Genomic DNA, 17036 nt, shown 5'->3' on the forward strand with positions numbered 1-17036 from the left:
ATTCATCGGATCAACGTCTTGATCGTGAATCATCCCAATCGAGTCTTCGATTTTTACTTGCTGGAAGAGCGCGTCCTGCTTAACGGGGACGGGCTGGATTCCGGCGAGGGGATGCCGCACGCCGAGACGGAGATTCTTGATGCGATGATCGCCCAGATGGCTGAATCAGACAACGCCATCGCAACGGCACCCGGACCAGAACCTCCGTCGGCCAACCGAACGGTAACCGATGACGACGCGTCGCCGTTGACCGAGTCGCACGAAACGCTGCCAGTCGATCCGTCGCGTCGGTTAGAAGTTGTTTTCGTTGATGACTCGGTCCAGGACGCCGAGGGGTTGCTTGACGGTCTGCGCGATCAGTCGGCCACTGACACGCAGTGGTTGGTCGTCCGGTTGTCATCGTCCGAAGACGGGATCAGCCAAATCACCGAAACACTCGGCGGCCTTTCCGGTGTCGACGCGATTCATTTGGTCAGCCACGGCGACCGCCAGGGGCTGCAGCTCGGTGACACTCGGCTGGATACGGAAACGATGTCGGCCTACGCTGGAGACATCGCCTTGTGGGCGGGTGCGTTGGATGCCGATGCGGACCTGCTGCTGTACGGATGTGATCTGGCCGGATCCGACGAAGGCCGAGCGCTCGTTGACTCGATCGCCGCGCTGTGTGACTGTGACGTCGCGGCCAGTGACGACGTGACGGGGCATCAATCCCGCGGCGGCGACTGGGATTTGGAGTATGTTGCGGGCACAATCGAAACAGAAATCGCGTTCAGCACTGTGTCGCAACAGAACTGGATGGGACAGCTGGCGACCTTCACCGTTACCAACGTCAATGACACCGGCGCCGGGTCGCTGCACCAAGCCATCCTGGATGCCAACGCGTCGTCGGGGTTGGACACGATCCAGTTCAACATTGCCGGCGCGGGAGTCCATTCGATCGCACTGACCACCGCGCTGCCGACGATCACTGATGCGGTGATCATCGACGGATACACCCAATCGGGATCATCGGTCAACACGCTGACCGTCGGCGATGATGCGGTGCTCAATATCCAGATCGATGGATCCGCAGCCGGGACCACCTTCGGGATCAACCTGGGCGCGGGAAGCGATGGCAGCACGATCAAGGGGCTGGTCATCAATCAATTCGAACTCGGCGGGATCCGAATCGCCAGCACCGGAAACTCGATCCTGGGCAACTTCATCGGGACCGACAGTAGCGGGATGTCCGACCTGGGCAACTTGCAAGACGGGATCGCCGTCGTTGCCAACAACAATACGATCGGAAGTGCGGCCGCCGCCGATCGCAACCTGATCGCGGGCAACGATGACGACGGGATTGACATCGCCGCGGGGGTGAGCGGCACGGTGATTCAAGGCAACTTGATCGGTACCGACGCGACCGCAATCGCAGGCTTGGCCAACCACGACGACGGGATTGTGGTCGCAGGTGACAACAACACGATCGGCGGGACCGGCGCCGGCCAGGGCAACGTCATCGGCTTCAACACCGACGATGGGGTGCACGTCGACGCATCGGGAACCGGCAACGCGATCCTTGGCAACTCGATTGATTCCAACGGAGGTCTGGGGATCGACCTGGGTGGGGACGGAGTGACGGCCAACGACGGCGAATTGACTCCGACACCGGACACGGATTCGGGAGCCAACGATCTGCAGAACTTTGCGAATCTCACCGCGGCCACCCCGGGGGCTTCAACCACGATCACTGGTTCGCTCGCCTCGACGCCGGGACGATCGTTCCGCATCGAGTTTTTCGCCAGCGCGAGCGGTGACGCTAGCGGATACGGCCAAGGACAGCGCTACCTGGGTTTTGTCAACGTCACGGCCGATGGGACGGGCGACGCGTCGTTCAACACGACATTAGCGACCGCGGTGACCGCCGGCGAGGCGATCTCGGCGACTGCAACCGACTTGACGACCAACGCGACCTCCGAGTTCTCGTCCAACATCACGGCCGGCAACAGCGCCCCGGTGCTGGACAACACCGGCACGATGACGCTCAACACGATCAACGAAGACGAATCGTCCAACTCCGGGCACTCCGTCGCGTGGATCGTCGCCAGCGCCGGCGGCGATCGCATCACCGACCTCGGTGCGGGAGCTCAGGAAGGGATCGCGATCACGGCGACCGCCGATGGCAACGGGCACTGGGAATACTCGACCGACGGCAGCAGCACCTGGTTGGCCGTCGGCACCGTGTCGGACAGTTCGGCGCTGCTGTTGCGCGACACGGACCTGATTCGATTCGTCCCCAACGGACACAACGCCACTTCGGCGAGCTTTGATTTCCGGGCCTGGGACCAAACCAGTGGCGCGTTCGGAACCAAGGTCGATGCGTCAACCGGTGGTGGCAGCTCGGCATTCAGCACTGCGGTCGAAACCGCCGACATCAGCGTCACGAGTGTGAACGATGCGCCCGTGCTGAACAGTTCCGCCGATCCCGAAATGGACGCCGTACAGGAAAACGCCCCCGCGCCGGTCGGAGCGGTGGGCACGTTGATCACGGCGCTGGTCGATGACGCAACGCCCTCGGGTGAACTTGACAATGTCACGGACGTCGATGGCGGTTCGGTCTTGGGGATCGCGGTGACGGCCGTCGACAGCAGCAACGGCAGCTGGTTTTATTCGCTGGACGATGGAGCCAACTGGATCGCCATGGGAGCGGTCAGCGACGCCTCCGCTCGATTGCTGGCCGCCGATGCGACCACACGCGTCTATTTCCAGCCCAACCCGGGTTTCACCGGCGAAGTCGCGGGTGCCATGACGTTCCGCGCCTGGGACCAAACGACGGGGGCCAACGGCTCGTTGGCCGACACGTCGACCAACGGAACCACGACGGCCTTTTCCGCGGCGACCGACACCGCATCTCAATTGGTCAACAACGCCCCGGTGCTGGACGATTCCGGAGCGATGACGTTGACGACGATCGATGAAGATCAAATCGCAAGTACGGGCGACACGTTGGCATCGATCATCGCCAGCGCCGGCGGGGATCGCATCACCGACGTGAACGCCGGCGCGGTCGAAGGCATCGCGTTGGTCGCGACGGACGATGGAAACGGCAGCTGGCAATTCTCGCTCGACGGCGGCACCAATTGGTCGTCTGTCCCGAGCGTGTCCGACACTTCGGCGCTGTTGCTTCGTGACAGCGACCTGCTCCGCTTCGTCCCTGACCAGGAAAACGGAACCGCGCCGAGTATCACGTTTCGCGCCTGGGACCAGGCAAGCGGAACCGCCGGGACCACCGTCGACGCGTCCGAGAACGGCGGTGCGACACCTTTCAGTACGGCTACCGAAGTCGCCTCGATGACGGTCACCGATGTGAACGACGCGCCGGAGTTGGATGTGACCGAAAGTCCGCAATTGGACGGCCAGTACGAAGACGCTCCGGCGCCGGCCGGAGCCGTCGGGACCTTGATCACTTCGCTGGTCGATTTTGATTCTCCCTCAGGTCAAGTCGACAACGTCTCCGACGTCGACATCGGGGCGGTGCTGGGGATTGCGGTGACGGCCGCCGACACGACCAACGGCACCTGGTTCTATTCGATCGACGACGGGGCAAACTGGTACGCACTGGGTGCAGTCAGCGATGGCTCGGCACGCTTGCTGGCCGCCGATGCCAACACCCGACTGTATTTTCAGCCGACACCCGATTTTAACGGCCAGATCGCTTCGGCCATCACGTTCCGCGCCTGGGACCAGACCTCCGGAGTCAACGGATCCTTGGCCGACACCACGGTCAACGGAACCACCACCGCCTTCTCGACCGACAGCGACACGGCGTCACTGTTGGTCAACGACGCCCCGGTTCTGGACAACTCGGGATCGATGACGCTGAGCACGATCAACGAGGACCAGGTTGCAAACACGGGTGATACCGTCGCGTCCATCATCGCCAGTGCCGGTGGCGACCGCATTACCGATGTCAATTTCGGCCCGGTCGAAGGCATCGCGGTCACCGCCACCGACGACGGCAACGGTTACTGGCAATTCTCGATCGACGGCGGATCGAGCTGGTCCGACGTCGCCTCGGTGTCGGACGCGTCGGCACTGCTGTTGCGGGAAACCGATCTGCTGCGGTTTGTTCCCGACGCCGAGAACGGCACGGCGCCGACGGTGACGTTCCGGGCTTGGGACCAAGCGACCGGAACCGAGGGCACGTACGTCGACACCTCCGTCAACGGTGCCACCACCCCGTACAGCGTCGCGACCGAAGTCGCTTCGATCACCGTGACGGATGTCAACGATGCGCCGGTGTTGGATAACAGCGGCACGATGACACTTTCGTCGATCACCGAGGACGAAGTCAACAATTCGGGCGACACGATCGCGTCGGTGTTGGCCAGCGCCGGCGGCGACCGCGTCAGCGACGTGGACATCGGGGCCGCCGAAGGCGTCGCGATCGCGACGCTGGCTAGCGGCAACGGCACTTGGGAGTACTCGACCGATGGCGGATCGTCCTGGTCGGGCGTGGGAGCGGTTTCCAACGCATCGGCGCTGTTGTTGCGCGCGACCGATCGGGTTCGGTTCGTCCCCGACGGCGAATCCGGCACGACGGCCAGCTTTGATTTCTATGCTTGGGACCAATCCAGCGGATCGGCGGGCACCAAAGTCGATGTGTCGACGCGTGGCGGCACCACGGGGCTGAGCCTCGACGCCGAAACGGCCGGTGTCACCGTGAGCGATGTCAACGATGCGCCGGTCATCAGCACCTCTGCCGGCACGACGGCGTACAGCGAAAACGATGCCGCGGCGGTCGTGGATTCGCTGCTGACGTTGACCGATGTCGATTCGGTGGACTTTGCCACCGGACAATTGACCGCCTCGATTTCGACCAACGGGACGGCGAACGATCGATTGATCATCAAGCCCGGCGGCGCGATCACACTGCTGGGAACCGGCGTGTACCACAGCGGCACACAGGTCGGGACGTTTAGCGGTGGCAGAGGCGCGACGCCTTTGGTGATCACGTTCAACAACAACGCCACGCAGCCGATCGCCGAAGAAGTCGGGCGACAGATCAGCTACTTCAATGTTTCGGAGAATCCTTCGACCGCGGTCCGCGCCGTCGACTTCGTCGTGACCGACGGCGACGGTGGCACGAGCAACACGTCGCAGAAATCCTTGTCGGTGGCCGCCGTCGATGATGTCCCCTTCGCCGTGGACGACCACCACGGATTGAAGTTCGACGGAATCGACGACGCAGTGAACATGGGCGCCAGCACGACGTTGGAAGTCAGCGACTACCTGACGATGGAGGTACGGATCCGACCCGATGCCTATCCCGCGTCTTCCAGCGTGATTCTGAATAAGGAAGGCGAGTACGAAATCGGGATCACATCCAGCGGCAATCTGCGTTGGGCCGTGTCTAACACCAATCCCGGTTGGGCGTGGTACGACACCGGGTACGTCGTTCCGCTGAACCAGTGGACTCATGTCGCCGTCGTGTACGACAACGGCACAATGAACACTTACGTCAACGGCAATCTGGTCGACACCTATTACGGATCGGGCAGCATCGGCGACGCCCATGCCACTTTGGATGACTTCACCGTCGGCGGACGCCAGAACAACCCGGCCGGACAGTACTTCAGCGGAGACATCGACGACGTGCGACTTTGGAACGTCGCCCGCACAGGAAACGAGATTCGCAGCGATTTCGATGCGGCGCTGACCGGAGCGGAACCGGGGTTGATCGGTTACTGGAATTTTAATGATGGAACCGGCAGCGGCGCCGCCGACTTGTCCGCCAATGGCAACGCGGGATCGCTTGTCGACGGCGGCGGGGGTGCTGCCGGTCCGCAGTGGATCGGCTACCAGACCAACCAGGACGCGACGCTGGTCATCAACGTCGCCGATGGGGTCCTGGATAACGATCTTGACGGCGACAGCGATCCGCTGACCGTCACCGGTGTCAACGGCAGCGGGACGAACGTCGGTTCGGCGTTCACGCTGCCTTCGGGGGCTTTGTTGACCGTTGGTGCGGGCGGCGATTTCCAATACGACCCGAACGGTGTTTTTGATTATCTGGCGCCGGGGCAAACCGCGGTCGACACGTTCACCTACCTGATCGATGACGGCAACGGGGGCACGGACACCGCGACCGTCAACATCACGATCACGGCGCTCAACGATGCCCCGCTGGGGACGAATCTGGGCGCCGCAGAAACGTACACCGAAGACGCTCCGTTGGATTTGACGGACATCGTCGTCAGTGACATCGATGACACGGATTTGACCGTCACGTTGACGCTGTCCGATGCCGCTGCGGGGGCGCTCAGCACCGGGACGTCCGGGGCGGTCACGTCGACCTTCGCCGCGGGGGTTTGGTCCGCCAGCGGTGCGGTGGCCGACGTCAACGCGTTGCTGGCCGGCGTCGTTTTTTCACCGAGCGCCGACTATGCCAACGACTTCACGATCACGACCAGCGTGGATGACGGAGCGGCCGCACCGGTGACCGGTGTCAAAACGATGACTGCCACGCCGGTTAACGACGCCCCGGTCCTGACCACCGGCAGTTTGAACAACCTCACGGTCGCAGAGGATTCAGGATTCACTTCGCTCGGATTGGCTGCGGTCAACTATGGCCCCGGCGGCGGACCCGACGAGTCGTCTCAAACGCTGTTCTATCATGTCACCCAATTGCCCGATGCATCGTTCGGGCAAATCTATCTGACCGATGGCCTGACTGCCGTGACGGCATCGACGTACACGTTGGCCGAAATCCAGGGAATGCAGTTCAAGCCCAGCGACGATGCCAACGGCGGGCCGGCGATCTTTTCCTTCCAGGTCGTCGATGACGGCGGTGGCAACGACACGCTCTCTCAATCGATTCACTTGAATATCACGCCGGTTAACGATGCTCCGATTGCCCATTCGGACCATTACACACTGATCGCGACGTCGACCTTCGCCTCAGAAACGTCGGGTGTGATTTTCAACGACAGCGACATCGACGGTGACACGCTGTCGACGATCCTGGTCACCGGACCGAATCACGGAACGTTGTCGCTGCAGCCCGGTGGTGCGTTGATTTACACACCCGATGCGGGTTTCTTCGGACAAGATTCGTTTTTTTATTCCGTGACCGACGGCTCCTTGGTCAGCGGAACGGTCGAAGTGACCCTGGACGTGGTCGCCGTGCCGTCGTCACCGTTGCTTACCGAGGCGGCTTCTGAACCAGCGTCACAGTCGACGCCTGAAACGACACTGGAGAGCGAATCCGTCGATAGCGACGATCCCTTGTCGCGAAACGAGGCGTCGCAAGAGTCGCAAAGCGGCGCGAGCGCCGCTGGCGGTGCCGCGGCGATCCCAACGGCACTGGATACCACCGGGAAGGAGCGAGACGGCAATGCGGGGCCAGATCGAGCAGGCGGTGCTGGCATCGGCCCGGCCATGCCAGATGAATTGAACAGCGATTCGACCGCGCGACTGTTAAACGTATACGGGGTCTCGGATAACCACGTGTCTGCCAGAAATTCGTCTTCACTGGGAATATCCGAACTGGAACGGCTGCTTCAACAGGACATCCGGCAAGCCATCCTGTGGACGCAGTGGGACGATCTGGAACAGCAGCAGGAAACCCCGATCATGGTTTACGTCGGGGCGGCCGGCGCGGGGATGAGCGTGTTTTCGATCGGCTACGTGTTTTGGGCTCTCCGTGGCGGAGCGTTGATGACCGTTTTTGCGTCCAGTTTACCGGCATGGCGATTTATCGATCCGATCGCAATGCTGTCGGCCTACCGGAACGCCGCGGCGGCTCCGGATGAGGGCCTGGATGCGTTGATCGGGCAAGGGCACCGACGATCGCGCGGATCATAACTGCGTTGACGTCATTGTCAGAACAACCACCACCATCCGTCCTGGCGATTGTCCGCCATTTTCAGTCCCCGTGTACGCACTCCGTCGCACGGATTTGTGCGTGGCATAGGTTTGGATAGTGGACATCGGCAGAAACGGGGGGGCGGAAAAGTCGAGTTCACCGGGTTCAAAGCGTCAACTGGATCTCATACCTTGCCTGCACCACCCAACGACCGCGTGTTCGACTTCTACCTGCTGGAAGACCGGATTCTGCTCAGCGCAGACGGTTTCGACGCGGCAGATTCTGCGCCCCACGCGGATGTTGAGCTTCTCGATGCGATAATGGCCCAGTTGCTCGCATCGGATTCGGCCGCCAGTGCCGACCCGTTAATCGGAATCGATCACTTCGATTCGAACGTAACAGACGATACGGCGGATTCGACCGGGCTGATCGAGCCCGCGGCGTACGATCCATCGCGCCGACTGGAAGTCGTCTTCGTCGATGCAGGAGTCGAAGATGCAGACGTACTGTTGGCCGGGCTGAGAGACAGTGCGGCCGACGGCACCCAATGGTCGATCGTGCGTCTATCCTCCGACGAAGACGGCATTGCCCAGATCACGCGGGCGTTGGACCAGTTGTCCGGCGTCGATGCGGTCCATCTGCTCAGTCATGCCAGCGGCGAAGGGATTCAGCTGGGCAACACAAGATTGGACATGAACTCGGCGACGGCGCACGCCGGTTCGATCGCCCGTTGGGCAGGCGCGCTCGACGCGGATGCCGACCTTTTGATCTACGGTTGCGATCTGGCGTCATCCGATAGCGGGCGGGATTTGATCGAGACCTTGGCCGCGGTCTGCGACTGTGACGTCGCGGCAAGCGATGATTTGACGGGGCATCAGACACTCGGCGGCGACTGGGAACTCGAGTATGCGGTGGGAACGATCGAAACCCAGATCGCGTTCGAATCGGACGCGACGCATTCCTGGCAGCACGTTTTTGCGACGGTAGATGTAACGTTCCAGGAGGGCGTTAACGGCTACACCGGGACGCAGGACACCGACTTCAACGGAGACTCTCCGAACTCCTCCTATGGCAATGACGCTTCGATCGCCGTCGACGACGACCACAACAACGGGTTCGCGAGTGTCGGATTGCTCCGCTTCGACAGCATCTTCGGCAACGGCCCCGGGCAAATCCCGCTGGGGTCGACCATCGTTTCGGCCAGTCTGACGATCAACGGCGTCGGTGCGGGAACAGCCGGTGGCACGTTGTCTCTTCACGAAATGTTGACCGCTTGGGACGAATCGTCGACCTACAACTCGCTCGGCAGCGGACTGCAGGCAGGCACCGAGTATGTCGCGGCGGCGGACGGTTCGATCACCGATCTTAGCAGTCTGGGCTTGTATACGATCACCGGGTTGGAAGACGCATTGCAAACCTGGTCCGACGGAGGCACCAACTACGGCTGGGCACTGTTCAACGACAACGCCAACGGATTCGACTTTGATAGCTCCGAGGAAGCGAATGCTTCGCTGCGACCTGAATTGTCGATTCAGTACATCGCGCCGAACAGCGCCCCGGTTCTAACCGCATCATCACCCAACGGGCTGTTTACCGAGAACGGTGCTCCCATTTATGACGCCTACGCGACAGTCACGGATTCAGATTCAGCCGACTTTGACGGCGGGGATCTCACGGTCACGATTACGACCAACGCGACCGCCAATGACCGATTGGAAATTCGCAACGTCGGTACAGGCCCAGGTCAGATCAGCACATCCGGATCCAATGTCTACTACGAAGGCAATTTGATCGGAACCTTCAGCGGCGGCGTGGGGACGACCGCGTTGACAGTCAACCTGAATGCCAACGCCGATGTCACCGCCGTCCAGGGACTGGCCAGGGCGATCGCTTTCAACAATGTTTCGGAAAACCCCTCGACGGCGACACGAATCATCAGCGCCGTTCTTTCCGATGGCGACGGCGGAACCAGCGCCGCGTCGAACATCAACATGTACATCTCGGCCGTCAACGACGCCCCGGTCGCCGCCGATGACAACTACAGCGTCGACGAAGAGGTTGCGTTGAGTGTCGACTGGTTCGACACGGCCTGGACCGCACGCCAGACCCTGACCTTCGACAACTCGGGACAGACGGAGGCGCTGACCGATTTCCCCGTCCTGGTCGTGCTGAATTCCGGAAACATTGACTACGCAAAGACCCAGGATGACGGCGCGGACCTGAGGTTCTTCGACTCCGACGGCACGGCGCTGGCCTACGAAATCGAAGAGTGGAACGAATCGGGCGATTCCTATGTCTGGGTCCGCGTCCCACAGATCGATGCCTCCTCGTCGTCTGATGGGATCACGATGTATTACGGCAATGCGTCGGCAACCGCCGGCCAGGACCCGACGGCGGTTTGGAATGGCGACTACACCCTGGTCCATCACCTCCAAGAAACCTCGGGGACGCATCTCGATTCGACCAGCAACGGACTCAGCGCGGTCAACACGGGTTCCGATCAAAACGCCACCGGACTCGTCTCCGGCGCCAACAACCTGGACGGGAACGATTATCTGACCGTCGCGCACGATGCTTCGCTGGACGTCGGCGGCGAGATCACGGTTTCCGCCCTGATTTACGCCAATGCCGGCGGGATGTCCGGCTGGGACTTGGTGCTCAACAAGGGCACGACGGGTTCCAACCAGACCTACTTCTTCGGACTCAACGGCGATGAGGTCTCCTTCGGTCTTCGCAACGGTGCCGACTGGCCGGACGTGGAGTCCGCGGTCAACCTGACGACTGAAACCTGGTACGCCATCGCGGCCACGTTTAATGATGCGACCGATGAAGTGAAGCTTTATGTGGACGGGGTCGAAGTCGCCACGGGAACGATCACCCAGTCGATGGTCAACAACACCGATGACCTGACGATCGGAAACAGCCAGTACGGTGAGTACTTCGATGGCATCATCGATGAAGTGCGGATCTACAACACCGTCCAGTCGGCCGATTGGATCGCCGCCCAAAGCTTGTCGATGAGAAACGACCTCGGCAGCGAATTCGTGTCCTTCGGCGGTGAACAATCGGTGCCCGCGACCGGTGGTGTTCTGGTGAATGACTCCGATGCCGACGGCGATGCAGTGACGGTGTCATTGGTCGCAGGGCCGTCAAACGCAGCCTCCTTCACGCTGCGCCCCGACGGAACCTTCAACTACACGCCCATCGGTGACTTCAGCGGTGTCGACACCTTCACCTACAAAACCAACGACGGCACCACCGACTCCAACGTGGCCACGGTGACCATCACGGTCAATCCGGTCAACGACGACCCGATCATCACTTCCGACGGGGGCGGTGCGTCGGCGGCAGTCAACGTGTTCGAGAACGGCGTGTACGTCTCCACCGTGACCGCCACCGATGCGGACCTGCCTGCCGACACGCTGACCTATTCCATCAGCGGCGGTCTCGATGCGGCGAAATTCACGATCGATTCAAGCACGGGCGTGTTGGAGTTTGTCTCGGCCTCCGACTTTGAATCCCCGACTGACAATGGCGGCGATAACGTCTACGACGTCATCGTCCAAGTCAGCGACGGCACATCGACCGATTCCCAATCGATCGCCGTAACCGTCACCGATGTTGCCGACGGCGGACAATACCTCGACCTGTTTGATGCCGACGCCTACAACAACAGCGACGGGACGCAAACCTGGAGCGACACCTGGGTGGATTCTGAAGACGGCAACGCCACGATCGGGTCCATCAAAGTCTCCGGCGGCGAACTCCGCGTCATCGCAAACAACGTCAATGACAGCATCTACCGCCAAGTTGACCTGAGCACGGCGACCTCTGCCGCGTTGGACTTCTCATTTGACAACGACTTGACCGGTGACCGTACCATCCTCGTCCAAGTCTCCGGCGACGGGGGGCTCAATTACGACACCTTGGCTACCCTGGACGCCGCCACCAATACCGGCACCGGAACGCTCTCGTTTGACATCAGCGCCTACACCGCCGCGGACACCCGCGTCCGCTTTATTGTCACGGCGATCGGCGGAGGCGGCCCGGGGGGCAATGTTCAGCTGGACAACGTCCAAATCAGCTACACTCCTAATTCGCCACCCACGATCACCAGTGACGGCGCGGGCGCCACCGCGTCGGTCAACGTGGCCGAAAACGGGACTGCCGTGACCACCGTGACCGCAACGGATGGCGACGCACAAACGCTGACCTACAGCATCATCGGGGGCGCCGACTCAACCAAGTTCGCGATCGATCCCAACTCCGGCGCGCTGACGTTCGCCTCGGCACCGGATTTCGAGTCGCCCACCGACTCGGGCGGCAACAACGTGTATGACGTCACCGTCCAGGTCTCTGACGGGATTACGACAGACACCCAAGCGGTCGCCGTGACCGTCACCGACGTCAATGAATCACCCAGCGTCGCGACCAACACAGGGGCGACCGTGCTGGAAGGCTCCACCGGCAACGCGATCACCACGGCGATGTTGAACGAAGGCGACGTCGACGATAGCGGCGCCGGGCTGACCTACACGATCACCGACGTCACCGACAACGGCACGATGTATCTGGCCGGTTTCGGCGCGTTGGGACTGAATGACACCTTCACCCAAGCCGACATCGATGCCGGCGACGTGACCTACGACCACGACGGCAGCGAAACGACCAGCGACGCGTTCAGCTTTTCTCTGGCCGACGGGGGTGAAAACGGAGCGACCGCCGCCACGGGCACGTTCAACTTCACCGTCACCGCCGTCAATGATGCTCCGGCCGAAGCATCGATCGAGGGAGCGGCACTGGCCTACACGGAAAACGGTGGCCCGGTGGCGATCACGTCGACGTTGGCACTATCCGACAGCGACGACACGAACCTGGAATCCGCCGTCGTTCAGATCACTGGCAATTACGCCAATGGCCAGGATGTGCTGACCTTCGTCGATCAGAACGGGATCAGCGGCGTTTGGAATGCGGGTAGCGGGACGCTGACCTTGACCGGAACGGCGACCGTCGCCCAGTACCAAGCGGCACTGCGGAGCATCACCTACACCAACACCAGCGACAACCCGTCCACGGCCACTCGAACCGTCTCCTTTACCGTCAACGACGGCGACGTGGACTCCAACACGCAGACCCGCGACATCTCGATCGCCGCGACCAACGACGACCCGACCGGCACGGGGCTGCCGAGTGACATCACGGTCACTGAAGACGTCAGTAGCAACGTCGACCTGTCGGCGCTGAACCTGAGTGACGTCGACGCCAACAGCGGCAACCTGACCGTCACGCTGTCCACTTCGACCGGGGGCAACTTGTCAGCCATTCCCGGCGGTGGCGTCACGGTGGGTGGCTCTGGCACGGGCACGTTGACTTTGACGGGGACGCTGTCCGACTTGAACACGTTCCTGGACGCTCCCGCCAACGTCCAGTATTTGCACGGCACCCCACACACCTTCGGCAACGACGCCGACACGATTCAGGTCGTCATCAACGACGGCGGAAACACCGGATCCGGCGGCGGAACGGACCAAACCGTCGGCACCGTCAACGTCGACATCACCGCAGTTAACGACGAACAGGTCCTGGCGACCAACACGGGGGATACGGTTGCCGAGGGTTCCACCGGCAACACCGTGACCACCGCGATGTTGGAAACGACCGACGTCGACAACACGGATTCACAACTGGTGTACACCGTCGACGCGGTGCCGACCAACGGAACGCTCTATCGAAACGGCGTGGCGTTGAACGTCAGTGACACATTCACACAAGCCGACATCGACGCCGGGTTGATCAGCTACGACCACGACGGCAGCGATACGGTCAGCGATTCATTCGACTTCACCGTCGATGACGGCGTGGGAACGACGACCAGCAGCACCTTCAACTGGACCGTGACGGCTGGCAACGACGCCCCGATCGAAGCATCGACCGAAGGCACGACGCTGGCCTACACCGAAAACGATGGCGCGGTGGCGATCACGTCGACGTTGGCACTATCCGACAGCGATGATACGAACCTGGAATCCGCCGTCGTTCAAATCACGGGCAATTACGCAAACGGGCAGGATGTTCTGACCTTTGTCGACCAAACCGGGATCAGCGGCGTTTGGAATGCGGGTAGCGGAACGCTGACCCTGACCGGAACGGCGACGGTCGCCCAGTACCAAGCGGCACTGCGGAGCATCACCTACACCAACACCAGCGACAACCCGTCCACCGCGACACGCACCGTTTCGTTCACGGTCAACGACGGCGACGTGGATTCCAACACGCAAACCCGCGACATCTCGATCGCCGCGACCAACGACGACCCGACCGGAACGGGGCTACCGAGCGACATCGCGGTGACCGAAGACGTCAGCAGCAACGTCGACCTGTCGGCTCTGAACCTGAATGACGTCGACGCGAACAGCGGCAATCTGACCGTCACGCTGTCCACTTCGACCGGGGGCAACTTGTCAGCCAGTTCCGGCGGTGGCGTCACGGTGGGTGGATCTGGCTCGGGCACGTTGACTTTGACGGGGACGCTGTCCGACTTGAACACGTTCCTGGACACACCGGCGAACGTCCAGTATTTGCACGGCACCCCACACACCTTCGGCAACGACGCCGATACGATCCAAGTCGTCGTCAACGACGGTGGCAATACGGGCTCCGGCGGCGGAACGGACCAAACCGTCGGCACCGTCAACGTCGACATCACCGCCGTCAACGACGAACAAGTGTTGGCGGCCAACACGGGTGATACGGTCACCGAGGGTTCCACCGGCAACACCGTGACCACCGCGATGTTGGAAACCACCGATGTCGACAACACGGATTCACAACTGGTGTACACCGTCGACGCGGTCCCGACCAACGGAACGCTCTATCGAAACGGCGTGGCCTTGAACGTCAGTGACACGTTCACCCAAGCCGACATCGACGCCGGGTTGATCAGCTACGACCACGACGGCAGCAATACGACCAGCGATTCATTCGATTTCACGGTCGATGACGGCGCCGGAACGACCACCAGCAGCACCTTCAACTGGACGGTGACGGCTGCGAATGACGCCCCGGTGGAAGCGTCGATCGAGGGAACGACGCTGGCTTACACGGAAAACGATGGCGCGGTCGTGATCACGTCGACGTTGGCCTTGAGCGACAGTGACGACACGAACCTGGAATCGGCCATCGTCCAGATCACCGGTAACTATGCCAACGGCCAGGACGTGCTGGCCTTCGTCGACCAAAACGGGATTAGCGGCGTTTGGAATGCGGGTAGCGGGACGCTGACTCTAACGGGGACGGCTACCGTCGCCCAGTATCAGGCGGCGTTGCGGAGTATCACGTACACGAACACCAGCGATAACCCCTCCACCGCGACGCGAACGGTTTCCTTCACTGTCAACGACGGCGACGTGGACTCCAACACACAGACCCGTAACATCTCGATCGCCGCGACCAACGACGACCCGGCCGGAACGGGGCTGCCGAGTGACATCACGGTGACCGAAGACGTCAGCAGCAACGTCGACCTGTCGGCTTTGAACCTGAGCGACGTCGACGCGAACAGCGGCAATCTGACCGTCACGCTGTCGACGTCGACCGGGGGCAACTTGTCAGCCAGCTCCGGCGGCGGAGTCACGGTCGGCGGCAATGGTACGGGCACGTTGACACTGACCGGAACGCTAACCGACCTGAACACATTCCTGGACACGCCGGCCAACGTCCAGTACCTGCACGGCACCCCGCACACCTTCGGCGACGACGCCGATACGATCCAAGTCGTCGTCAACGACGGCGGCAACACGGGCTCTGGCGGCGGAACGGATCAAACGATCGGCACCGTCAACGTCGACATCACCGCCGTCAATGACGAACAGGTCCTGGCGACTAACACGGGTGATACGGTCACCGAGGGTTCCACCGGCAACACCGTGACCACCGCGATGTTGGAAACGACGGACGTCGACAACACCGATTCACAACTCGTTTACACCGTCGACACGGTCCCGACCAACGGAACGCTCTATCGAAACGGCGTGGCCTTGAACGTCAGTGACACGTTCACCCAAGCCGACATCGACGCCGGGTTGATCAGCTACGACCACGACGGCAGCAATACGACCAGCGATTCATTCGACTTCACCGTCGACGACGGCGTGGGAACGACGACCAGCAGCACCTTCAACTGGACGGTGACGGCTTCCAACGCTGCCCCCGTGGCGACCGGAGAATCGTTCACGGTGAATATTGGTGAAACCTTGACCGTCGGTGTGTCGAGTGTGATCTTCAATGACAGTGATGTCGACGGTGATTCATTGGCCATTGTTTTGGTCGCGGCACCGACGAACGGTTCATTCACATTGGATCCAGGCGGGAATTTCACGTACACGCCCAATCCGGGCTTCTTCGGCCAAGATTCGTTCTTATATCAAGTGACCGATGGCACGCTATTGAGCAATGTCGCCGAGGCGGTGCTGGAGGTTCCGCTTGCCCTGTTGGCGACGAGTGGGACCACGGAAACGTCGTCCGAGACCGAGCCTGAACCGGAGCCCGAAACAGAAGACTTCACGGAACCGGAAAGCGATCCGCCTTCGGAGATCGAGTCGCAGGGCGAGGAATCAACGGATCCGTCCGATGCGACCGAAACGACCAGCCCGGCGGGCGACGTCGTGCCGGCGGTCGTGATGGACGGTTCGGGCGATAAGGCTGGCGGGGACGCGAATCGGACTTCGGGTGCAGGCAATGGCGGGGACGACACCGGTCTGCCGAACGAAGTGATGGCCCTTGAGGCCGAGCGACAGTTGTACGGCATCTATGCGGCGTCGGAAGAAGCATCGAGTCTGACGATGGGCTACTCCCCCGAACTGCAACAGCTTGAGCGTCTGCTGCGACAGGATCTGCAACAAGCGATCGTCTGGACACAGTGGGACGAGGCGCCCGAGGACGATGAAAACCAAATGACGGTGATGGTCGGTGCCGCGGGGGCAGGCATGAGTGTGTTTTCGATCGGTTATGTTTTTTGGGCGCTGCGCGGCGGCACGCTGATGACCGTGTTTGCATCCAGCTTACCGGCATGGCGTTTCATCGATCCGATCGCGATGCTGTCCGCCTATCGCAGTTCCAAGCCCGGATTCGACGAGGGGTTGGACGGGCTGATCAAGTAAGGCCGTCACCGGTCAATGCAATGATCAGCGAC

General features: G+C 61.5%; 2 protein-coding genes. Both read left to right on the forward strand.

What is annotated here, in order from left to right; translation table 11 throughout:
• Positions 1 to 24 precede the first annotated feature (24 nt).
• Positions 25 to 7845 carry a DUF4347 domain-containing protein gene (locus tag Mal15_RS02095; protein ID WP_147866231.1) on the forward strand — a complete coding sequence of 2607 codons (7821 nt, stop codon included), beginning with the start codon at positions 25 to 27 and terminating at the stop codon, positions 7843 to 7845.
• Positions 7846 to 8037: 192 nt separating this feature from the next.
• Positions 8038 to 17004, forward strand: coding sequence for a DUF2341 domain-containing protein (locus tag Mal15_RS02100; protein WP_147866232.1), 8967 nt, complete (start codon positions 8038 to 8040; stop codon positions 17002 to 17004).
• Positions 17005 to 17036: the final 32 nt, after the last annotated feature.

The organism is Stieleria maiorica (genome assembly GCF_008035925.1).
Classification (GTDB): domain Bacteria; phylum Planctomycetota; class Planctomycetia; order Pirellulales; family Pirellulaceae; genus Stieleria; species Stieleria maiorica.